The sequence below is a fragment of the Streptococcus sp. 1004_SSPC genome, assembly GCF_001069025.1.
Classification (GTDB): domain Bacteria; phylum Bacillota; class Bacilli; order Lactobacillales; family Streptococcaceae; genus Streptococcus; species Streptococcus vestibularis.
In genome coordinates this window covers 1-23133 of the sequence record NZ_JWGQ01000048.1, presented here as the reverse complement: position 1 = coordinate 23133, position 23133 = coordinate 1, and the positions used below count along the sequence as shown (strand labels likewise).

25 protein-coding genes are annotated in these 23133 nt (G+C 40.5%); 5 read left to right on the top strand and 20 right to left on the bottom strand.

Going from position 1 to position 23133, the window contains the following annotated elements; translation table 11 throughout:
• Positions 1–3 precede the first annotated feature (3 nt).
• Genes ADF62_RS03570 through dnaG form a run of 4 tightly spaced genes read right to left on the bottom strand, consistent with a single transcriptional unit; the run spans position 4 to position 4254 of the window.
• On the bottom strand, positions 4–930 hold the full coding sequence (locus ADF62_RS03570; RefSeq protein WP_048788092.1) for a glycosyltransferase family 2 protein: 927 nt from the start codon (positions 928–930) through the stop codon (positions 4–6).
• Positions 931–940: 10 nt separating this feature from the next.
• The gene (locus ADF62_RS03565) at positions 941–1276 is read right to left on the bottom strand and encodes a metal-sulfur cluster assembly factor (RefSeq protein ID WP_048788091.1); all 336 of its coding nucleotides are present in this window, start codon (positions 1274–1276) and stop codon (positions 941–943) included.
• A 53-nt stretch (positions 1277–1329) separates the two neighbouring features.
• Entirely contained in the window at positions 1330–2439 is a 1110-nt protein-coding gene (gene rpoD / locus ADF62_RS03560; protein ID WP_048788090.1) for an RNA polymerase sigma factor RpoD, read from the bottom strand.
• A 3-nt stretch (positions 2440–2442) separates the two neighbouring features.
• Complete coding sequence (dnaG, locus tag ADF62_RS03555) at positions 2443–4254, bottom strand: DNA primase (RefSeq protein ID WP_048788089.1); 1812 nt, start codon at positions 4252–4254, stop codon at positions 2443–2445.
• 161 nt (positions 4255–4415) lie between these two features.
• Here dnaG and mscL point away from each other — a divergent pair, with 161 nt between their 5' ends.
• Positions 4416–4793: a large conductance mechanosensitive channel protein MscL gene (gene mscL, locus ADF62_RS03550; protein WP_048788125.1), complete on the top strand. Its 378-nt coding sequence runs from the start codon at positions 4416–4418 to the stop codon at positions 4791–4793.
• 142 nt (positions 4794–4935) lie between these two features.
• Here mscL and rpsU read toward each other — a convergent pair whose 3' ends face one another.
• The 10 genes from rpsU to ADF62_RS03500 all read right to left on the bottom strand — a co-directional run bounded on the left by rpsU (position 4936) and on the right by ADF62_RS03500 (position 13987).
• Entirely contained in the window at positions 4936–5112 is a 177-nt protein-coding gene (rpsU, locus tag ADF62_RS03545) for a 30S ribosomal protein S21 (protein WP_002884573.1), read from the bottom strand.
• Between the two features lie 193 nt (positions 5113–5305).
• Positions 5306–6100 (bottom strand): ABC transporter substrate-binding protein, encoded by a 795-nt coding sequence (locus ADF62_RS03540; RefSeq protein WP_048788088.1) that lies wholly within the window; start codon positions 6098–6100, stop codon positions 5306–5308.
• A 61-nt stretch (positions 6101–6161) separates the two neighbouring features.
• Complete coding sequence (locus ADF62_RS03535) at positions 6162–7271, bottom strand: aminotransferase (protein WP_048788087.1); 1110 nt, start codon at positions 7269–7271, stop codon at positions 6162–6164.
• A gap of 244 nt (positions 7272–7515) precedes the next feature.
• On the bottom strand, positions 7516–8313 hold the full coding sequence (locus ADF62_RS03530) for a transporter substrate-binding domain-containing protein (protein WP_048788086.1): 798 nt from the start codon (positions 8311–8313) through the stop codon (positions 7516–7518).
• Between the two features lie 11 nt (positions 8314–8324).
• Positions 8325–9137 (bottom strand): transporter substrate-binding domain-containing protein, encoded by an 813-nt coding sequence (locus ADF62_RS03525; protein ID WP_003093913.1) that lies wholly within the window; start codon positions 9135–9137, stop codon positions 8325–8327.
• A gap of 214 nt (positions 9138–9351) precedes the next feature.
• Positions 9352–9816, bottom strand: a complete 465-nt coding sequence (locus ADF62_RS03520) for an 8-oxo-dGTP diphosphatase (RefSeq protein WP_003093679.1) — start codon at positions 9814–9816, stop codon at positions 9352–9354.
• 58 nt (positions 9817–9874) lie between these two features.
• A complete protein-coding gene (locus tag ADF62_RS03515) occupies positions 9875–10369 on the bottom strand; it encodes a DUF6998 domain-containing protein (protein WP_003093476.1) in 495 nt (164 codons plus the stop codon).
• 10 nt (positions 10370–10379) lie between these two features.
• A complete protein-coding gene (gene uvrB, locus ADF62_RS03510) occupies positions 10380–12371 on the bottom strand; it encodes an excinuclease ABC subunit UvrB (protein WP_037621367.1) in 1992 nt (663 codons plus the stop codon).
• Complete coding sequence (locus tag ADF62_RS03505; RefSeq protein ID WP_003096528.1) at positions 12361–12981, bottom strand: hypothetical protein; 621 nt, start codon at positions 12979–12981, stop codon at positions 12361–12363. The genes uvrB and ADF62_RS03505 overlap by 11 nt, the downstream gene beginning before the upstream one ends.
• Before the next feature lie 70 nt (positions 12982–13051).
• Entirely contained in the window at positions 13052–13987 is a 936-nt protein-coding gene (locus ADF62_RS03500; RefSeq protein WP_003096527.1) for a CPBP family intramembrane glutamic endopeptidase, read from the bottom strand.
• A gap of 198 nt (positions 13988–14185) precedes the next feature.
• Between ADF62_RS03500 and ADF62_RS03495 the strand changes: the two genes are divergently transcribed.
• Positions 14186–16384, top strand: coding sequence for an ABC transporter substrate-binding protein/permease (locus ADF62_RS03495; protein ID WP_048788085.1), 2199 nt, complete (start codon positions 14186–14188; stop codon positions 16382–16384).
• The gene (locus tag ADF62_RS03490) at positions 16384–17124 is read left to right on the top strand and encodes an amino acid ABC transporter ATP-binding protein (RefSeq protein ID WP_003093638.1); all 741 of its coding nucleotides are present in this window, start codon (positions 16384–16386) and stop codon (positions 17122–17124) included. Before ADF62_RS03495 ends, ADF62_RS03490 begins: the two co-directional genes overlap by 1 nt.
• 78 nt (positions 17125–17202) lie before the next feature.
• Here ADF62_RS03490 and ADF62_RS03485 read toward each other — a convergent pair whose 3' ends face one another.
• The 6 genes from ADF62_RS03485 to ADF62_RS03460 form a co-directional block, all read right to left on the bottom strand.
• Positions 17203–17400 carry a hypothetical protein gene (locus tag ADF62_RS03485; protein WP_048788084.1) on the bottom strand — a complete coding sequence of 66 codons (198 nt, stop codon included), beginning with the start codon at positions 17398–17400 and terminating at the stop codon, positions 17203–17205.
• 127 nt (positions 17401–17527) lie between these two features.
• The gene (obgE, locus tag ADF62_RS03480; protein WP_003093958.1) at positions 17528–18841 is read right to left on the bottom strand and encodes a GTPase ObgE; all 1314 of its coding nucleotides are present in this window, start codon (positions 18839–18841) and stop codon (positions 17528–17530) included.
• A gap of 93 nt (positions 18842–18934) precedes the next feature.
• Positions 18935–19063, bottom strand: coding sequence for a DUF4044 domain-containing protein (locus ADF62_RS10190; RefSeq protein ID WP_003094424.1), 129 nt, complete (start codon positions 19061–19063; stop codon positions 18935–18937).
• Between the two features lie 81 nt (positions 19064–19144).
• On the bottom strand, positions 19145–19876 hold the full coding sequence (locus ADF62_RS03475; RefSeq protein ID WP_048788083.1) for a pseudouridine synthase: 732 nt from the start codon (positions 19874–19876) through the stop codon (positions 19145–19147).
• Positions 19877–20104 carry an AraC family transcriptional regulator gene (locus ADF62_RS03470; RefSeq protein WP_239664984.1) on the bottom strand — a complete coding sequence of 76 codons (228 nt, stop codon included), beginning with the start codon at positions 20102–20104 and terminating at the stop codon, positions 19877–19879.
• A gap of 372 nt (positions 20105–20476) precedes the next feature.
• Entirely contained in the window at positions 20477–20860 is a 384-nt protein-coding gene (locus ADF62_RS03460; RefSeq protein WP_048788082.1) for a PaaI family thioesterase, read from the bottom strand.
• Between the two features lie 468 nt (positions 20861–21328).
• On the opposite strand from ADF62_RS03460, the gene ADF62_RS03455 reads away from it, so the two are divergent.
• Both ADF62_RS03455 and ADF62_RS03450 read left to right on the top strand, forming a co-directional pair.
• Positions 21329–21586, top strand: coding sequence for a hypothetical protein (locus tag ADF62_RS03455; RefSeq protein ID WP_003094185.1), 258 nt, complete (start codon positions 21329–21331; stop codon positions 21584–21586).
• A gap of 108 nt (positions 21587–21694) precedes the next feature.
• Positions 21695–22585, top strand: coding sequence for a DMT family transporter (locus ADF62_RS03450; protein WP_048788081.1), 891 nt, complete (start codon positions 21695–21697; stop codon positions 22583–22585).
• Positions 22586–23133: the final 548 nt, after the last annotated feature.

Sequence of the window (23133 nt, the reverse complement as noted above, 5' to 3'; positions counted from 1 at the left end):
CCTTCACCCTTTTTCCTTAACAATATAAACTGGTCGTTTCTTGGTTTCTAGGAAAATCTTTGAAATATAGTTCCCGATGATACCTAAGGCTAGAAGTTGGATTCCTCCGATAAAAAGGATGATTGAGACAAGGCTTGCCCAGCCTGCAACACTCCCACCTATAGTTAGTTTTCGGACAACAACAAAGAGAATTCCAACCAAGGAGATTAAGAATGAGAAGGTTCCTGCCCATGTGGCAAGCTTCAAGGGTACTTCTGAGAAGTTGATAAAACCATCAAGTGAGTAACTCAATAGGCTCCAAAAAGACCATGAGGTCTCTCCCGCCACACGTTCACGGTTTTCATAAGAGACGTAGGCCACATCAAAGCCGACCCATGAAAAGAGTCCTTTTGAAAAGCGATTGACTTCCTTGAGCTCAAGGATGGCATCAACGACTTGACGAGTCATCAAACGGAAATCACGAGCGCCATCCACCATTTCAGTATCGGAAACTTTATTAATCAACCAATAGAAGGCCTTAGCAAAGAGTGAACGAATAGGCGGCTCACCCTTGCGGTCTGCACGTCGTGTCCCTACAACGTCGTAACCTTCTTGGATTTTGGCATACATCTCGATAAGAAGTTCAGGTGGATCCTGAAGATCGGCGTCCATAACTGTGACGTAGTCACCTTGGGCTGCTTCAAGTCCTGCAAGTAAGCCGGCTTCCTTCCCAAAATTACGAGAGAAAGAGAGATAATGAACATTCTCAAACTGTTTTGAAACCTGTCTTAAAACTTCTAAGGTACGATCTTTTGAACCGTCATTGACAAAGTAATAGTTGAAAGCCAACTGATTGGCTATTTGTCGCTCAACTGCCTGACAAGCCTCTAAAAAAGGAGGGATGGTCTCTTCCTCGTTATAACAAGGAACAACGATAGCCAGTGTTTTCATAAGCCTTCTCCTAACGAATACCTAGGGCGATACGGGCATAGCGACTCATTTTTTCAATATTCCATGCTGGTGTCCAGACCAATTTAACCTCAGTCTTGGTTACCTCAGGAACTTCTTTCATAGCGTCATAAATTTGGTCTGTCAAAAGATCTGCCAGTGGGCATCCCATAGTCGTCAAGGTCATATCGATTTCAGTATAGCCATCTTGCTGGAAACGGATATCGTAAATAAGGCCAAGGTTGACAATATCAATCCCCAACTCAGGGTCAATAACCATTTCTAAAGCTTCCAAGATACGGTCCTTGATTTTTTCAATTTCTGCTTCAGTGTATTTTACTTCAGACATAGCTTTTCCTCCAAAATCAGGGCCTAATAATCAGGCCCCTTCCATTTACTATCTTAGTCTTCAATAAAGTCTTTAAGTTGTTTGCTGCGGCTTGGGTGGCGCAATTTACGAAGGGCTTTAGCTTCAATCTGACGAATACGTTCACGAGTAACGTTGAAGACTTTACCAACATCTTCCAAGGTACGCATCTTACCATCATCAAGACCGAAACGGAGACGAAGAACGTTTTCTTCACGGTCTGTAAGGGTATCAAGCACTTCATCCAATTGTTCACGAAGAACGACACGAGTTGTGTAATCTACTGGATTTTCGATAACTTCATCCTCGATAAAGTCACCTAAATGGCTGTCATCCTCTTCACCGATAGGTGTTTCAAGAGAAACTGGCTCTTGAGCAATCTTAAGGATTTCACGAACCTTATCTGGAGTCATATCCATACGTTCAGCGATTTGCTCAGGCGTTGGGTCTTGTCCCAACTCTTGCAAGAGGTTACGTTGCTCACGTACCAATTTATTAATAGTTTCAACCATGTGAACTGGGATACGGATGGTACGTGCTTGGTCTGCGATGGCACGTGTGATTGCTTGACGGATCCACCATGTCGCATAAGTTGAGAATTTGAAACCTTTAGAGTAGTCAAATTTATCAACGGCTTTCATCAGCCCCATGTTACCTTCTTGAATCAAGTCCAAGAACTGCATACCACGTCCCACATAACGTTTAGCGATTGAGACTACCAAACGAAGGTTGGCTTCTGCCAAACGTTGTTTAGCTTCCAAGTCACCATTTTCAACAGCGATAGCCAATTCTTTTTCCTCTTCGTTACTCAAGAGAGGCACTACCCCAATCTCTTTGAGGTACATACGAACAGGGTCATTGACCTTAGCTGAGTTTGAACCAAGAAGCTCCTCGTCTGTCAACTCTTCTGGTTTTGGGGCTTCAACAACATATTTAGATGAAGGATTTCCGTCCTTATCAGTGATAGAAATACCACCATCTGTCAAACGTTCCAAAAGGTCATCAATCCCATCAGCGTCAAGAACAAATGGGATAACTAGTTTTTCTGTGACTTCATCATCAATTACTGTACCAGCCTTTTTGTGGTTACGAATGAAATCAGCGACTTGAACGTTAAATGCTGTATTTTGTTTTTTATTTGTCATGTGTTACTCCATATCTCGTTTTTGGGCGATGAGCATTTGCAGGGCTTCCACCGCTGCATCCACATCACCGTGGTTACTTGATTCTCTTATTTGTTTACTTTGCTTACGAAAGTCCTGTTCCCTCAAAAATTGATTTCTACGCTCTTCGATAGCCTGAACTTCTTCAAGACTAGTTTCAGGTGGTAAAATCTCCTCTAAAACCTGATAATAGGCTGTTTGCACCTCTTGAGAAAGGAGAGACAGAGCTACGGTATCAATCTGACCATCTTGTTTCAGAATATGATAAAGCTCCTCTAACTCAGGTGTTTGGAAGAAAAACTCCTCTCTCATGCGATAGTCATTCAAAATCATAGGATGATTAACCATACGATGGAAGAGTTGATTTTCCGCTCGACGAAGACCTGTGATTTTAGGTGTAGAAGGTAGATTGACCGTTCCTCTGAATCCTGACGCTGAAGACTCATAAGCACTATTACTAGCAGCCGATAATTGAGCCGTCTGCTGATTTCTCATGGTCAATCGTTCGTTATTGACCGCTTGCTCGACTTGGAAAAAATCAAAGTCAGGCAAAAGGTCAGCCACCTTAGAAATGTAAGAATTTTGTGCCGTCACAGAAGGTGACTTGGCAATAATCTTTGCAATCTGCTCGACATAGGCAATCTCCGCTTGAAGATTGTCTACATTAGCAGGTTTTAGCTGTCCTATCCAAAATTCCACATCTGAAATACGGGACTCGACCAAAAGTTTCCCCAAAGCCTCTTCGGATGTTTTCTGTAGATATTCATCAGGGTCCATATTGTCTGGAATTTTAACAATATCCACTTGAAAATCCGATAAAAGCTCAAGAGACTTGGCAATCGCATTTTGCCCAGCCTTATCACCATCATAGGTCAAAACAATTTTCTTGGTGAGTTTACGCAGACGATTGACATGCTCAGGAGTCAAAGCTGTTCCCATAGAAGCTACTGCATTAACATGCCCAGCCCTATAGGCCGCAATGACATCCATGAACCCTTCCATCAGATAGACCTCATGGGTTTTCTGTATCACTGGCTTAGCCTGATCGAGGTGGTAGAGTTCATAAGACTTATTGAAAATGCAGGTAGCCCTTGTATTTTTGTACTTGGCTTGTCCTTTTTCAATATCTTCCTTGGTCCAAACACGCCCTGAAAAACCGATAGTCTTTCCAAACTCATTCTTAAGCGGAAACAGAATTCGATTTTTAAAAGTATCGAAAAGACGATTACTTTCAGAAAGATTAAAAAGACCTGATTCTGTCAGTACCTCTTCGTCATATTTTTTTGATACAGACTGATAGAGATAATCTGGTTCGTCAGGGGCTAGACCAATCTGGAAGGTCTTAAGTAAATCGTCAGTCATACCACGCTCATAAAGGTAGGCACGCGCTGCTTCTCCTATCTTGGTCGTCATGAGGACAGCGTGGTAAAACTTAAGTGCATCCTCATGAAGATCATAGAAGGCTTGATTAGGAGAATTTTGCTGCTGGACTTGCCTTGGCGCATCTATACTAACTGCGATACCTAGTCGATCTGCCAGAACCTTGACACTTTCTTGGAAAGAAATCTGACGGTATTCCTCTAAAAATTTAAAGACATCTCCAGACTTTCCGCAACCAAAACAATGGTAAAACTGTCTGTCCTCAATAACATTAAATGAGGGGGTTTTCTCCTTATGGAAGGGGCAGAGACCCAGGTAATTGCGGCCAGCACGATTAAGACTGACAACTTCACCAATCACGTCGACGATATTGGTACTGCTCTTAATATCTTCTATTAAAGTTTTATCAATTACCATCTAATCGCCCCCCCATCTTACCATAATTGCATTACTTCTAATTATAACATGACGAAAAATGAAAGTAAAATAAAATTGATTTTTCATGAGCAAAACTCTTGTCAAGATTTACAAAATCAGATAGACTATTAAGTGAATAGATGAAAGGATTCATTGTCAAAATGATTAAAGAACTTAAAGACTTTTTATTCAAGGGTAACGTCCTTGACCTTGCTGTAGCCGTTGTTATGGGGGCTGCTTTCAACGCTATTATCACTTCACTTGTAAGTGATATCATCACACCACTTATCCTTAACCCAGTTGTTAAGGCTGCTAATGTTGAAAACCTCTCTAAATTGTCATGGAACGGTATCGCATACGGTAGCTTCTTGAGCGCAGTTATCAACTTCATCATCGTTGGTATTACTCTCTTCTTCGTTGTTAAAGCTGCTAACCACGCCGCAGCTCTTGGTAAAAAAGAAGAAGCTACTGAAGAAGCAACAGCTCCATCACAAGAAGAATTGCTTGCTGAAATCCGCGATCTTCTTGCAAACAAATAATCTTTATTTGTTCAACTAAAGACGTCTGAAATTCCAGACGTCTTATTTTTTGTATCTCATAACTACTAACTGACTTATTTATTCGATTAACAGAAAAAAACTTGAGTAAACTCAAGTTTTTTTCTGTTAATTTCATTCTTAATTAGAATTTTTTACGTTTGCGAGCTGCCTCTGATTTACGTTTACGTTTTACAGAAGGTTTTTCGTAATGTTCACGTTTACGAGCCTCTTGAAGAGTACCAGCTTTAGTCACAGAACGTTTGAAACGACGAAGAGCGTCGTCAAGTGATTCGTTTTTACGTACTACTGTTTTTGACATTGAATTCACCTCCTCAAGATAATGTAACATTTTACACGTTCTATTCAAGTATACAAGACTGATCTTTTTCTGTCAAGAAATATCTTTTAAGTTTGGGCATTTTTGATGTCAACGCTATTTTCTAAGTCTTACTGAAGATTATCAGAGACTTCGCCATACAAAAAACTAGAGGAATCATCCTCTAGTCTATTTTTTACTCAACTGCTGTATATTTAGAAGCATCCTTGATGTACTCGTCATAAGTACCATTGTCTTTCAATTTCTTGATAACCTTGTTTACTGCTTCTTTCAATTTGTCATTACCTTTAGCCATAGCGACTGCTTTAGCATCACCATCGTCAACTTTGAGGGCAACACTTGCCAATGCCAAATCTGGATTTTGTGCCACGTAACCTTCTGCTACTGGTTTTTCAAGATCAACAGCATCAACTTGGCCAGACTTAACTTCGTTAATAGCTTCACCCATCGCTGTAAGTGATACGACTGTTGAGTCTTTCAACTGTTTCTTAGCAAGTCCTTCTTCGATAGTACCTTTTTGAACAGCTACTTTTTTACCCTTGAAAGCGTCTAGGCTTGGGTAGGTAGATTCTTGATCTTTACGAATAATGATAGCATTTTGTGTTTCGTAGTAAGGATCTGAGAAATCGAAGGTTTTTTTACGTTCGGCTGTTACTGAGATGCCTGAAATAGCAAGATCAGCCTTACCTGATTGAAGGCTAGAAAGGACATTGTCAAAGCTCATTGTTGTCACTTCAAGTTTAACCCCAAGTTCATCAGCAATAGCTTGTGCCAACTTGATGTCTGACCCGACAACTTGGTCTTTACCGTCAACCAAAGTTTTGAACTCAAATGGTGCATAGTCAGGGCTAACAGCTACGACAAGTTTTTTATTTTCTTTAATAGATTCGTAAGCGTCTTTTTTTGACCCACATGCTACCAAGGTAACAGTAGCAAGGAAAGCCATGACTCCAAGGAATAGTTTTTTCATAAGAAACTCCTGTATAAATATAATTTTTGCTCGTTTATTTTACTTAAAATTAGTGGTATTGTCAACATTTATTAAGAAATTGCGACAGTTTTTCTAAGCCCTTTTGAAGGACTTCCTTGTCACAGCAATAACCGATGCGGACATGGGACTCCTTGTCAAAACGGTTACCCGGAACCACAAGAACACCATAGCCCTGAAGAAGCTCTAAAGCAAAATCTTCAATAGGACGATTCACATCTAATTTGACGAAAGAGGTGGAAACACTAGCAGGTCTAATCCATGACGCCTTAGGTTCTTTGGCAATCCAGGCATCCATAAGAGCTAGATTTTCCTCCACAATCTGACGATTACGTTCTAGGATAGCTTCTTTATTTTCCAAGACAAGGGTAGCCACCATATCATCAAAGACTCCAGCACAAATCATCGTGTAGTCGCGGTAGTCACGTAAAATGTCCGCTACCTCAGTGTTAGAAGCTACCCAACCCACACGAATACCGGGAATCGAATAGGTCTTTGACAGACTATTGATGGCAATACCCTTTTCATACAAATCCACAATAGAAGGCGCAGGCTGGTCAAAACTGCGATAGACCTCATCTGAGAAGATATAGGCATCTACTTCTTTAGCGATAGCCACTAGCTCCTCGAGGTAAGCAGCGTCCATAAGGGCCCCGGTAGGATTGTTGGCATTGTTAATACAGATCATCTTGGTATTAGGGCGAATCAGACGACGGAGTCGATCCAAACCAGGCAACCAGTTATAGTCCTCCTCAATCTCCCAAAGGTCCACATCTGCTCCTAGCGACTTGGGAATGTCATAGAGCTGTTGATAGGTTGGATACATGGAGATGACATGGTCTTCAGGCTCAATAAGAGCGTAAAGGGCTAGCATCGTCGCTCCCGTTGCTCCATTGGTTTGGAGGATATTATCAACTGGTATGTTCTTGTATAAGCTAGCCACTTGAGTCTTGAACTCTGGTGACCCTTCAATCCAACCGTAATCCATCTTTTTCTTTAGTAGTTGAGCAAAAAAGGCGTCCTTATCCAGGCCTGACAACTCAAATAATTCTTCCATTGTGAGGGCCTTAATTGAAACTCCTGCGATATCATAAATGGCAGATTTTTCATGGACATTAAGCCATTCTTCAACACCAAAACGTGGTAGCTTCATAGTTTCTCCTTGCTTTTCTTAAGCACTCTATACGATGTCATTTGTCTATTTGAACAGACTTACCTACTTTGATAATAACTGTTTTTAGCAGAGAATTCAATAAAACATGGGGTATTGCCCCATTTAGATTCAAGAATTTTTGGCGACTCCCCTTAAGTGAGTAAAGCGAGCACCAAACGAGACTTTTCGCCGTTGGTGAAAACACCTGAAATTGACTTGTTTCAGGTGCTCAGAAGTTTTAAATTTACTTACTTTGTTTGTAGGTTGATACTTCTTTTAACCATTGGTCAAATTGTCCAGAGTCTTTAGTCTCTTTGATGACGGCATTGATTTCTTTAAGCAGATCGTCCGAGCCCTTACGTGTCGCGACTGCATAAGCATCCGAACCGTCTGACTTGAGGTTAAAGTTGGCAAGGGTTAAATCGTCATTTTGGGAGATATAACCTTCTGCAATGGCCTTCTCAAGTACAACTGCTTGAAGCTGTCCTGACTTGAGTTCATTAATCATTTCACCATTTGAAGCCAGCGAAACGACACTTGCCTTAGAAATTTGTTTCTTAGCAACTGTTTCTTGAACGGACCCTTTTTGCGTACCGACAGTTTGTTTAGCTAGACTATCAGCACTCGTAAAATCATTCACCTTGTCTTTTTTGACAATCACTACATTTTCAGAGGTATAGTAGCTATCAGAAAAATCATAGACTTTCTTACGCTCGTCTGTTACTGAGATTCCTGCAATGGCGATGTCTGATTTACCACTTTGCACACTAGCGAGGACATTGTCAAAAGACATCACGGAAAATTCAACCTTTACGCCGAGTCTTTCACCGATAGCTTTGGCCAACTCGATGTCTGCTCCAACTAGCGTATCTTTGCCGTTAACCAATGATTTGAACTCAAATGGTGCAAATTCTGATTCTGTTGCCACGACAATTTTCTTCTTTTCCTTAATCGTTTTTGTGTTCACTCCCTGACTTCCGCTACAAGCAACTAGAAAGCACGTGGCGACTAGAGCTGTAAGGATAAACCAAAATTTCTTCATATAATACCCCCTTATTTAGTAGAACTCTTAAGTGACAGAGCATAGGCATCTTGAACATAGCTGTCAATCTTACCTTCTTTTTTGAGTTTAGCGATAACCTTATTAACCTTTGCTTTTAGCTTATCGCTTCCTTTAGGCATTGCAACGGCATAGGCGTCTTTTGAATCTGACTTGAGAGCAATGTCTGACACAGCTAGGTCATTGTTTTGCTCTATATAACCTTGTGCAATGGCTTTTTCAAGAACCACTCCTTCAACTTGACCAGATTTCAATTCATTGATAGCTTCACCAGGTTGTGCCAAGGATACCACATTAGCATCTGACAAGTTGGATTTAGCAATGCTTTCTTGAATAGAACCTTTTTGAACGGCTACAGATTTTTTAGCAAAATCACCGGTTTGTTTGTAAGTTCCTGTCGCATCTTTTTTGACAACAAGAACCGTTTCAGACTCATAGTAAGTATCTGAGAAGTCGAAAATTTTCTGACGCTCTTTAGTGGCTGAGATACCAGAAATGGCAATATCAGCTTTACCAGATTGAACGCTGGCTAAGACATTATCAAAAGACATCTCAGAGAATTTGACTTTCACACCTAGTTCATCGCCAATAGCCTTGGCAATTTCGATGTCTGCTCCAGCAATAGTATCCTTACCATCTTGGATGGTTTTAAATTCAAAAGGAGCAAAATAGGGATTAAGAGCAACTGTCAAAGTTCCTTTATCTTGTACCTTTTCCAAAGTGTCCTTCGATGAAGAACAAGCTGCTAAAGTCATCAAAGCAAAAATCCCTGCAAATCCCAACAAAAGTTTTTTCCATGTTTTCATAATCAATCTCTTTTCTATATTTATTAACTTATGTAAGTATAATAATGTATTATTATGCATTTGTCAATGAAATAATGAACTTTTATTGATTTATTTTTTATTTTTATTAATTTCGGAGTCGTTATGAATACCCAAAATCGTTTGTTTTAAAGTTTTCTATCTAATTTCAAAGACAAAAAAACTATTCATTCATTTGAATAAATAGTTCATTTTTTTACCAAAACTCTTTTAGGAAATCATTTTCAAGGCGCTCACGATAGAAAAGTTCGGAGAGTTGATCCTCTTCAAACACGCGCAAGAGGTTGAGCATGTCATAGGCCAGCTCCATCTTAGGAACATCCTCCCTGGCAACCCAACGGACTTCTCCCTCCTCTGTCGAGTGAATGTCACCTTCAAAGTCTGAAGTTCTATAGAGGAAAACGAGATAACGCTCGTCATCTGTCGTGTACCAATGCTTCATACCAACCAATTTAGGATTTTTAATGGTCAAGCCAGTTTCTTCCTTGACCTCACGAATAACTGACTCCACTAGTCCCTCGTGTGCTTCAATATGGCCACCAGGTAGGGCAGCACCTGACCAAGAATAACGCTTGGGATCGCGAATTTGCATAACAATATTTCCATGACCATCTTCAATGAGACACATGTTGGTCAGAATAGTAGCTTGTGAACGTGACATATAGTTCCTTTCTATAAGTAAATATTTATTTAGTAGGAGCAATAGTTATATAATCAAATCAACTTAAATATTTCTTTTTGATATCTTCAATTTTATCATCATTATCCTCAAATTGCTTAATTCGTTTTTTATTTAGTATAATTGCTCTCTTCCCATTAGACTTTTTAACAGAGTACATATTAATTGATTCGTAAGGTATTTTATAAGCATAATCCACTTCAAAAGTTGGACTAAAAACCAAAACTAAAAGATAATCAAAAGTTGGGTTTTCAGTTGAAATTGAAACTGACCCAAACTCAACATTTAGACCATCTTCCCTCCCATTTAACCTACGAGACTTAATCTGGTACCTAATTTCTCTATTATCAACAATCTCAATAGCATCTACATCCTTTGAACTATTATCACATAACTCTAAATTCAATTTGTCAGAAAGCAAGTATTCAGCATAAGAACCAACTAAGTTATCAGTTCTTAGAATCCCCTGTATATAAAACCAATTCATTAATTCCTTATATTCACAAAACTTTTCTTGTAACACTTTAATATCCATTAATCTCACCTTAATCCATACTCTTCAGCTCTAGAACCATATCACGGATTTGTGCTGCCAATTCAAAATCAAGCAGTTCTGCCGCTTCGTGCATTTGTTTTTGAAGTTTCTTGATGGCTTCTTGGCGTTCTTTCTTGTTCATGGCACTGTAGTTCACCGTATCCTCTGCCACTTCTGCTTCATTGGCCTTGGTAATCGAAATAAGATCACGAATTTCTTTCTTAATCGTTTGCGGAGTGATACCGTGCTCCTTATTATAAGCCATTTGGATTTCACGACGACGAGCAGTTTCATCCATAGCTTTCTGCATAGACTCCGTAATCTTATCCGCATACATGATAACGTGCCCTTCACTATTTCGGGCAGCACGCCCGATTGTTTGGATGAGCCCACGTTCATTACGAAGGAAACCTTCCTTATCCGCATCCAAAATAGCAACCAGACTAACTTCAGGAACGTCAATCCCTTCACGAAGAAGGTTAATACCAATAAGAACATCAAAGACACCCAAACGTAGGTCACGGATAATCTCAGTACGTTCCAAAGTCTTAATGTCAGAGTGCATGTATTTGACCTTGACTCCCATTTCCTTGAGGTAATCGGTCAAGTCTTCAGCCATCTTCTTAGTCAAAGTTGTTACAAAGACACGCTCGCCTTTTTCAGTTCGGGCATTGATTTCACCAAGGAGGTCATCCATTTGACCCATAGTTGGACGAACTTCGACTTCTGGATCAAGGAGCCCTGTCGGACGGATAATTTGCTCAACAACAGTCTCAGTCTGCTCCATCTCATAGTCCCCTGGAGTGGCAGACACATAGACAATCTGATGAACATGACTCTCGAATTCTTCACGTCGAAGTGGACGGTTATCAAGCGCCGATGGTAAACGGAAACCGTAATCAACCAACATCTTCTTACGGGCCTGGTCTCCGTTATACATTCCCTTAATCTGACCCATAGTCATGTGACTTTCATCAATCATGATAAGGAAATCTTCTGGGAAGAAATCAAGCAAGGTGAAAGGTGGCTCGCCTTCTTTACGTCCATCCATATGGCGCGAGTAGTTTTCAACACCATTGGTGTAACCCATCTCACGGAGCATTTCGACATCGTATTCTGTCCTTTGGCGGATACGTTGAGCCTCGATGAGCTTACCCTCAGCTTCAAATTGCTTAACTTGAGCTTCCATCTCTTCCATAATATTCTTGATGGCTTCTTCCATATGCTCTTCATTAGTCATAAAGTGAGTCGCCGGGAAAAGAACAAGGTGCTCAACCTCGCCGAGATTGCGTCCTGTCAAGCTTTCAATCTCACAGATGCGGTCAATCTCATCACCGAAAAATTCCACTCGAAAAGCATGTTCATCACGACTGGCAGGGAAAATTTCAACCACATCGCCACGTACACGGAATTTTCCGCGTTGAAAATCAATATCGTTACGCTCAAACTGGATATCAACTAGGTCATTGAGCAACTTGTCTCGAGAAATCTCTTGGCCTGGACGAAGACTAACCGCTGAATCGGCATATTCTTTGGGTGAACCCAAACCATAAATACAAGAAACGGAAGCCACAACGATAACATCATTACGCTCAAGGAGGGCCGACGTTGCTGAGTGTCGTAGCTTATCAATTTCATCGTTTACAGAGCTATCTTTTTCGATATAGGTATCTGATGACGGTACGTAGGCCTCTGGCTGATAGAAATCATAGTAGGAAACGAAGTATTCTACAGCATTGTCTGGGAAGAACTCCTTGAACTCTCCGTAAAGCTGACCTGCCAAAGTTTTATTGTGGGCGATAACCAAGGTTGGTTTATTCACGCGCTGTATGACCTGACTCATGGTATAGGTCTTACCTGTCCCTGTCGCACCCTTTAAAATTTGAGCCTTTTCGCCACCTTCGATATTATCAACCAAGGTTTCGATAGCCTGAGGCTGATCTCCTGAGGGTTCGTATTTAGAAACCAAATGAAATTGGTTATTTTCTTTTCTATCTATCATGGTTTTTCCTTTCATTTATGTAATCATTCATCTCTTGATCGGAGAAAAATTCTCCTTCTGCGATAGGAATGTGAATCATTCGTGTCGCAGCAACGTATTTTCGCTTTTTTCGTGTCTGAAAACCAAGTTTTTTATCATATTTCAAGGCCGTTTTACTATCTTTGAAAAAAATGTATAAAACTCTATACCTCTTCCTTTCCCAAGACCTTATATTCCCGAAATCATAGATACGTTTTAGGATATAGTATATAGTTGATGAGTGTTTGGCATCATCCATTGGCGTTGACCAATCCTTCATAACCAAGTCAATCTCAGACAGCAGAATCTCAAAGGTGACCCGTCCACATAATCTTCCATAATAAATAAAGGTATCATTGTTAATTTCCAAAATTTTTTTATGACCTTTAAGTCTCACAATACCATCAACTAAGTTAGTCAGAGCATGAAGAAATATTAGTAAAACGAGGAAGGCAACACAGTTATCCACAAAATTCCCAAAACGATAATCGTCTATAAGAAGCCAGCAGAATAAACTGGTGGAAGCGATAAGAAGTATAAGTCCATAGACAATCTGTACCCAAATCATACCTCGCTCAAGCTTTACTATCATCTCTTCCCCTTTTCCAAACTTTCTTCTATTTTAACACAGAAGTAAAAAGACCGAGTCTTTGAACTCAGCCTTAAAAGTTTTCTTTTTTCAATTGTAGACGAAGGATGATAATCCCTACCAAGAGAACGAGACAGGTAACGAGATTTCCTTCTAGCCCAAAAGCTCCTCCTGACAACCAATCAGGCACGCCTGACCTGGCCTGAAAGTGCAATAAGCTACCGCCTGCATTCTGTCCACTAACTGCCACGCCAACTAGATTCCCTTGCGCAAAGTTCCAAGCACCGTGAAGGGCAGCGACACCCCAGATATTATCTGTCTTGAGCATGTAAAGAGCCATGAGAACCCCTACTAGAACAATACTGATAAGAGATAAGGCTGTAACACCTTGATTTCCTAGGTGTAATATTGAAAAGAAAGAACTTGAGATGGCAATTCCCCAGGAAAGGTTCAATTTATTAGTCACCGTCTGAAGTAACCAACCACGTGTCACCAGTTCCTCGGTTCCGCCTTGGATAAACCAGAAAGGTATTAGGGAAAGTATATATAAGACGGTTCTCTGAGAAAAGTCTACTTTTACAAATTCTAACCCTCCAAGTAAATAAGTCCCAAGGAAACTAACTAACAAGAGTAAAGTCCCAAATCCCCAGCCCTTAAGCAAGTTCAACCAAATATAACCCTTGAAAAATCCAAGTGTACGAATGGGACGTTTTTCAACAACTTTAACCCAGAAAAAGATAGCTAAGGCAGTGAAGGCAAATGTTCCCAACTGAAAATACATGTTTGAAAACATCTTATAGGAAATCGTATTTATATCCTGAAACTGAATGTCGCCATTAAACATCAAGAATGAAAGAACAATAGCCATTGGAATTCCCACAACAATCCCTGATAGAAATCCACCTATGAGGACATAACCAAAAGCAATAAAACAAGACAGCATAATCATCAGCCAACTTGGGACTTTATCATATCGGCTAGTATATTTCTCAAGTATACGTCTCTTCATTTTTTAGCTCCTGTAACAAATCTTACATGTATTCGATTACAGTGTAACTAATTGACACAAGCTTGTCAACTTCTTCCCAGATAGCTCTCATAGCTAACTGACTTTGTCACATTTCCTGACATCAAACTTCTAGAAGTTTGATAATAAGACCTTTTTTTGATAGAATAAGAGGGTATTTTATAAAGGAGACTTTTTATAATGAAGAAAAAACTTCTGACACTCTTCTTGAGTGCCATGTCAGTTTTCTTTGTTTTCGGAGCTAAGGTATCTGCTGAAACAATTTCAGTCGTTTCAGATACAGCCTATGCCCCATTTGAATTCAAAGATTCTGATCAGATCTACAAAGGTATTGACGTTGATATCATCAACGAAGTTGCCAAACGTAAAAATTGGGATGTTAACCAAACCTTCCCTGGTTTCGATGCAGCCGTTAACGCTGTTCAATCAGGCCAAGCAGACTCCCTAATGGCCGGTACTACTGTTACCGACGCACGTAAGAAGGTCTTCACTTTCTCAGACACTTATTACGACACTTCAATTGTTATCTATACACGTAGTAGCGACAAAGTCAGCGACTACAAACAATTGAAGGGGAAAACAGTCGGTGTTAAAAACGGTACCGCTGCTCAAACTTGGCTCGATAAAAACGCTAGCAAATATGGTTTCACAGTTAAAACTTTTGACACTAGCGACTTGATGAACAACAGCTTGGATTCAGGTTCTGTTGACGCAGCTATGGACGACACGCCAGTTGTTAAATACGCTATTGGTCAAGGAAAAGACTACGCTATCAACATCAAGCCTGAATCTATCGGTAGCTTCGCTTTTGCTGTTAAAAAAGGCGGAAAACACGAGAAGCTTATCAAAGACTTTAACGAAGCTCTTAAGGAAATGAAGAAAGACGGCACCTACGACAAAATCATGAACAAATGGTTGGGGGATTCAGAAAAATCTTCTTCATCAAAACCTTCAGCAGATCTTAAATTGACTGGTGATGCTAACGCAAAAGCCACTCCTGCCAAGGAAACCTACACTATCTCAATGGACTCATCTTTTGCTCCATTCGAATATCAAAATGGTTCAGGTAAATATGTAGGTATCGATGTCGATATCATCAATGCCATTGCTAAAAACCAAGGTTTTAATGTCAAATTGACAAACCCTGGTTTCGATGCATCACTTAATGCTGTACAATCTAGCCAAGCTGATGCCGTATTGGCCGGTATGACCATCACTGATGCTCGTAAACAAATCTTTGACTTCTCAGATTCTTACTACACATCAAATATTCGTTTGGCTGTTGCTAAAGGAAGTAAGATTAAATCTTATAAGGATCTCAAAGGTAAGACTGTAGGAGCTAAAAACGGTACGTCATCTTACTCATGGTTGGAAGACCACGCTGGTGAATATGGCTTTACGGTCCGTGCTTACGATGAAGCTTCTACTATGTATGACAGCTTGAACTCTGGTTCAATCGATGCTCTTATGGATGACGAAGCCGTTCTTCTATACGCTATCCAACAAGGGCGTAACTTTACAACACCAATTGAAGGTATTGCTACTGGTGATGTCGGCTTTGCTGTTAAAAAAGGTGCTAATCCTGAGTTGATTGAGATGTTCAACAATGGTTTAGCTGCTATCGTTAAAGATGGTACTTACGATAAGATTATCAATAAATACCTCGATAGCAACAAATCAAAAGAGGGAAGCTCAAAAAAAGCTACCGATGAAACAACCATCGTAGGCTTGATTAAGAACAACTATAAACAACTCCTCCAAGGTCTTGGAATTACCCTTGGTTTGACCCTTCTTTCATTTGCTATTGCCATGATTATCGGTGTTCTCTTCGGTATGATGGCAGTTGCACCAAACAAGACACTCCGCGTGATTTCGCAAGTCTTTGTTGACGTGGTTCGTGGTATCCCATTGATGATTGTTGCAGCCTTCATCTATTGGGGTATTCCGAACTTGATTGAAAATATCACTGGTCACCAGTCACCAATCAATGACTTTGTGGCAGCGACTATCGCCCTCTCACTTAACGGTGGTGCTTACATTGCTGAAATTGTGCGTGGTGGTATCGAAGCTGTGCCAATTGGTCAAATGGAAGCCAGCCGAAGCTTGGGTGTCCCTTACAATACAACAATGCGTAAGGTCATCTTGCCACAGGCTGTTCGCTTGATGTTGCCAAACTTCATCAACCAATTTGTTATCTCATTGAAAGATACGACTATCGTATCAGCTATCGGTTTGGTCGAACTCTTCCAAACTGGTAAAATCATCATTGCTCGTAACTACCAATCATTCCGTATGTATGCGATTTTGGCCATCCTTTACTTGGTCATCATCACATGCTTGACGAAATTGGCCAAACGACTAGAAAAGAGACTTAAATAATGGCTGAATTGAAAATCGATGTGCAGGACTTGCACAAATCATACGGCGACAATGAAGTCCTTAAAGGCATTGACGCCAAATTCTACGAAGGTGACGTTGTATGTATCATCGGTCCTTCAGGTTCAGGTAAATCAACCTTCCTTCGTACTCTTAACCTACTTGAAACAGTAACTTCTGGTAAAGTAGTCGTTGATGGCTATGAATTATCAGATCCTAAGACAAACCTTGACAAAGCCCGTGAAAATATCGGGATGGTTTTCCAACATTTCAACCTCTTCCCACACATGACCGTCCTTGAAAATGTGACATTCGCACCAGTTGAACTTGGACGCATGACTAAAGAAGAAGCTGATAAATTAGCTATGGATCTTCTTGATCGTGTTGGACTTGCTGACAAGGCTGATGCAACGCCAGATAGCTTGTCAGGTGGACAAAAACAACGTGTGGCGATTGCACGTGGTTTGGCAATGAATCCTGATATCATGCTCTTTGACGAACCTACTTCTGCCCTTGACCCTGAAATGGTCGGAGATGTTCTTAACGTTATGAAAGAATTGGCAGAGCAAGGTATGACCATGATTATCGTTACTCACGAAATGGGATTTGCCCGTCAAGTTGCCAACCGAGTAATCTTTACTGCAGAGGGTGAGTTCCTCGAAGATGGTACTCCAGATCAAATCTTTGATAACCCACAACACCCACGTTTGAAAGAATTCTTGGACAAGGTTCTAAACGCCTAGCCTAATTATCAAAACGGTTACTCTTGCTAGAGTAGCTGTTTTTAATTACTATTTTGGATAAGAAAAACAGAGCAAGTGCTAGACTTGCTCTGTTTCTTCATTTAGTTCCGAGTGTTTTGCTGCTTCTTCCCTTGCCAAGCGTTCACGCTCAAGACGGAGTTTTCGGTTAGGATTTAAGCGCGTAAAGAGTTCTTCAAGTTTCTTTGGATTCCAAACATCGGCCGCAGAAACAAAGTTTCCATCTTTATCCCTGAAGGATATCGGTTTATCTCCCATTGTAAACCTCTTATTTCAATATTTTTAAATTCGCCGACTTCACATAGTTAGTGAGGTTGCTTGGCAGGCCGCCATAGCGGCTGCTGTAGACTATCAAGTGCTTCAGTACTTAGAGAGTCTTACAACGTCAATCCACAAACTCAAATTCGAAGTTACCGATACGAACGATGTCGCCATCCTTAGCACCACGTTCACGGAGCGCTTCATCAACTCCCATACCACGCAATTGACGCGCAAATTTCATGATAGATTCGTCACGTTCCATGTTAGTCATGACAAAGAGTTTTTCAAGTTTCTCACCAGAAAGTACCCATGACGCATCATCGTCACGACTGATTTCAAATGGACGTTCATCCTCGTTAAAGCCGTAGTAAACTTCTTCTTGTTCCATATCGTCTTCGCTATAGAGCAAGAATTCATCTGTCTCATCAAGCAACTCTGCAGTAGCTTCCAAGAGATTTTCCAAACCTTGGTGAGCCAAACTTGAAATTGGGAAAATTTGTGGCAACTCATCAAACTCATCATAATTAGCAGCCAATTTTTCCTTAAACTCTTTTAAGTTTTCCTCAGCCTCAGGCATATCCATCTTATTAGCAACAATAATTTGTGGACGTTCCATCAAGCGCAAGTTGTAAGTTTCCAACTCTTTGTTAATTTGAAGATAATCCTCGTAAGGATCACGCCCCTCACTTGCTGACATATCAATAACATGAAGGATAACACGTGTACGCTCGATGTGGCGAAGGAACTGTGTTCCCAAACCAACCCCCTGGCTAGCACCTTCAATCAATCCTGGAAGGTCGGCCATGGCAAAGCTCTCTCCTGACTTTGTACGGACCATTCCCAAGTTAGGAACAATTGTCGTAAAGTGGTAGGCACCAATCTTTGGTTTTGCTGCCGTTACCACACTGAGAATTGTTGATTTACCAACAGATGGGAAACCAACCAAACCAACATCAGCCAAAATCTTCAATTCCAATTGAAGTTCACGCTCTTCACCTGGTTCACCATTTTCAGCGATTTCAGGGGCAGGATTACGAGGTGTCGCAAAACGGATATTTCCACGTCCACCACGTCCACCGTGAGCAACGATAAACTCTTGGCCATCCTCGACCATGTCAGTAATAACCTTACCTGTTTCAGCGTCACGTACTGTCGTACCAGGCGGGATGCTAACGATAAGGTCCTCAGCTCCTCGACCATGCATACCCTTGGTCATCCCTTTTTCACCGTTTTTGGCTTTGAACTTCCGGTTATAACGGAAATCCATAAGGGTGCGCAAGCCTTCGTCAACCTTGAAAATGACTGAGCCACCCTTACCACCGTCACCGCCCCAAGGACCGCCATTTGGCACATATTTTTCACGACGGAAGGCAACCATCCCATCGCCACCACGACCAGCTTTGACACTGATCTTGGCTGTATCTAAAAACATACTCATTTATATTCTCTCTTTCTGATTTGTATGTAGTGTTCTAATTCAATCTCATACCAAAGAATTTCCGACATACACAAAAAAACGCTTGATAGCGTCTTAAAGGACAGATGCGACTGCTTGGAAAATCAATGCCCCAACTGTTACTAATAGCATAATCAAAACGACTAATACTGTTAGACGTTCAAAAAATGATTTCTTACGTGGTCCGTTATCTCCAAATGCCACTTGAATTTACCTCGTTTTTTCTTCTAGAATATCACAATAATAGTAACAAAAATCCGCCTATTTCGCAACTATTAGACTAGTTTAAGTCAAAGGAATTCCAAAAACAGTTAGAGTGTCTAACTCCTCCTGTGTCAAACGTCGCCAAGCACCAAGCTCTAAATCATTTGGCAGACTTAAAGGTCCCATTTTCAAACGTTGTAAATCTGTCACCTCCTTACCACAAGCAGCTACCATACGCTTAACCTGATGAAATTTCCCTTCAGAAATGGTAATCTGAACTAGGCTAGTTCCAATAGCCCTATCCACTGAAACAATCTTTAGTTTAGCTGGCTGACAAGTATGGTCTTTAAGTTTAATCCCTTTTTCAAAAGCCAAGGTATCCTCTTCATCCATGACACCAGCCACCTTCGCCTGATAAATTTTGTCCACATGTTTCTTCGGAGATAGCATAGCGTGGGCTAAGTCTCCATTATTGGTCAATAGAAGGAGACCATGAGTATCAATATCCAAGCGACCAACTGGAAAAACCTGCTTATGTCTTGCTGTGTCATCGAGTAAATCGAGCACAGTCTTATGACGGGGATCTTCCGTTGCTGAAATGACACCTTGAGGTTTATTTAAGAGATAGTAAACAAAAGTCTCATGTGTCAACTCCTGATCCAAGTAAGCAATTCGGTCTTTATTCTCATCAATCTGAGTCTTAGGTGATGTTTCCACCTGCCCATTTACAGTCACTTGCTTCTTTTTCAGAAAGTTCTTGACTTGACTACGACTCCCGACACCACAGTCCACCAAAAACTTGTCCAAACGCATCTACACTTCCTCCTTTATTGGAATCCAAATTTCCATTTCATAATCTTCAGCCTGACGATTCCCTGGTGGATAAACCTCTACAGTAGGCTGATCAATCATCATAAAATGTTTCTTAGCATAATGAAAACACTCCCAAACAGCCGCCGTCGCAGGCCCTCTAAGTTTAAAAAACGCACAAGCAGCTGGCGCAAGAGCAATCATTTCCAGACTATTGTCCTCACCGGCCAAGGCTGTTATATAAGTCTTTCGACTCCCTCATTGAATGACACATCAACGAAACGATAAAGAGGGCCAGTTAAATCAATAACCACCATCTCCAGTCCAGTCGCTTGAAACAGGAGTTCTTGGTCCCCTAAGTCGTACCTTCATAGTCAGGCTTTCAGTATCTATAGAAAAACTATTATCCAAATCCATTACAGACTGAAAAAGACCTTGTGTAAGCCAGAAAAATTTCAGACGGCATGCTAAGGACACATCATATCATAATCGTCAAGAGGCACAAGAATATTCCTGAACACTCAATTGGTCTGGTGTCAGGTAGTCATTTACAAAGACTGCAAACTCATCCACAGTTTGAAAATCTGACATAAGATCCCTTCTCTACTCCGAAACCGAGCCTGTCACATACATGGTAAAGGTCGCCCTAGTAAGAATTTTTTCCTCCTGATTAGTAATGAGGACTTCTACCACCTTGGTCATTTTACCATTATGCACACAAAGACCTTCAATCTTGAGTTGGTCAGACAAATGGCCTGCCTTTAAATAATTGATATTGGACTGAAGAGTCACAGCGTAGTCCCCTGTTGAAAGTGCCACAAGTCCTGCCACCTGATCACAGAGCGTAAATAAATAACCTCCATGAGCATTACCAAAATAATTCAAGGACTTCTCGACGACCTCAGTTGTGACAATCACATGCCCAGTTTCAAATAGTTCTTCTTGAAAATTCTCAAACACACGGATTTCATGTAGTTTGTCTTGCATAGCAAGCCCTCCTATCAATACCCATCCCACCACAAGTGAAACAGGTTGTCTATAGCTACTAGTATAACACGAATTTCTCGACGGATAACAAGCTTATTTCACCAAGCTGATATCAACATCTATATCCGCTTCTTCATAGCTAGAGTCAATCCGTATATCCAAAGAGTTCCACAGACACTCCGTAACCCTCTGAAAGTGAATGATAGCATTTGTCACCTTTAATCGTCGTTTGATACATAATGCACCTACATTTGTTTTCTTTTATTATAACAAAGAGAAGCCTAACAACCGAACTGAACGTTTTAAAATATCTATCATAACCCTTAAGGAATCCTCTTATTTTTCAACAGATTAGTCTTATACAACACCTATATTACAAAGAGTTTACAGTTGGGTAAAAAATAGAAGCGCTTTTAATTTGATGAGTTTTCATTAAATTAAATTTACTAATAAAAAAGGGAGATTATTATGAAAGTATTTTCTAAATTAACTTTAGCATCTGTCTCAGTTCTCGCCTTGTTAACCCTAGCAGCATGTGGTAACTCCAAAAACAAAACTGACTCATCTTTTTCATCATCATCAAGTAAGGTGAGAAAATACTCTTCTTCTACCGACTCAAGTGCCTCAGTTAAAGTCAACAAAGACGGTTCGGCTGAATTGAACAGCGAAAACGGTAATTCAGCCAAAACAAATGGCTCAAACGGAACTGTCTCAATTGGTAACTAATATAAGATAGGCTAGCTATTCTGCTAATCTTTTTAGATTCAGATTGATGAAAGCGTTATCTAAAGGTGCTATAATAGGTATGGAAATCCATAATCAGGGGGTGAGACAATGAGACATAAAATTATCTTGGGATGTTTGGCTGCAGCTGCCTGCGAGATCCTTTTTGGGCTCAGTTTTATCTTTACCAAATCGATTACAGCACAGGCCAGTGGCCTTGCTTTAATCTCTTGGCGTTTTGTCACAGCCTTCTTCTTTGTCAACCTTTATCTTCTCGCAAGAAGACGTAGGGTAGTCATAAATGTCAGAAATCTCAGACCTCTGACACGTATTGCCATCCTTAATCCTATTATCTATTTTATCTGCGAAACGATTGGAATTCGTATGACTACTGCCTCTGAAAGTGGAGCATTCCTCGCTTGCATTCCGGTCGTCGCGCTTATCATGTCTAGTCTTATTTTGAAAGAATGGCCAAGTCGTTGGCAAGTGCTAGGTGTCACTACAACCCTCATCGGTATCATCATTGCCGTATTCGCTGCAGGTGCCTCCACCAACTTCTCACTTGTCGGCTACTTCATTTTAGGTTTAGCCATTGTCTCCTATGCTCTTTATTGCGTTGACGTTGAAAAAGCCGGTCAATTCACTAGCTTTGAAATTACCTATTTTATGTTAGCCAGTGGTTGCCTTACATTTGGACTCTTTGCACTAAGCCATAGCTTTCTAACAGGTAACTTGAAGGAGCTCTTAACGCTCCCTTGGAGTAATTCAAAGTTCGCCATAACCATCCTGTACCAAGGATTGGGCTGTAGTGTTATAGGGTATATCCTTTCAAATTTTGCTATCGCAAATATCGGAGTTAACCGAACCGCTTCTTTCATTGGCATATCGACGATTATCTCAATTCTAGCTGCTGTAGTCTTCTTAGGGGAGCCCTTTTCACAGTTACAAATTTTAGCGGGAATCTTGGTAGTCCTTGGCGTCTATATGGCTAATAAAAATTAAAACTCTCGGAAACTAACCTTCCAAGAGTTTTTTGATGTCAATCAAGTTCTGCCTGAATCAAAACCACAAGCTCTTTCTCATTAGTAATACTACTTACTGCCGTCAGATCAGGCAAGACCTAGTCCCCATAACAATAAATAATATAAGCCAAATATACTGACGATTTCGTCATAACATCAAATAAAGAAGTTACCTAAAAATCCGACCAAAGTTGGGAAAACTAATCCTGTTAGCTTCCTCAATCATGTAAAAAATAGCTGGATATTCGTATAACATGTCCCTTATCCCATTTCAATACTAGACCCCTCTATGATAAGATGAGTTCTAAGAGATGTCAACCGAAAATCGTAATAACAAAATATTGAAACCATTCAAAACAATACAGCGAGTTAAAATAAAGCTTAGTCCGTATACAACTTGAAAAAAGTGGCACCGATTCGGTGCTTTTTTGACGTACAAAAAGTCCATTGGAATGGTCCAACGGACTCTTTTTCTACCATTTGTCAAGTATAATACGGTTTCTGATTCAACATTATTTCTGAAAGTGC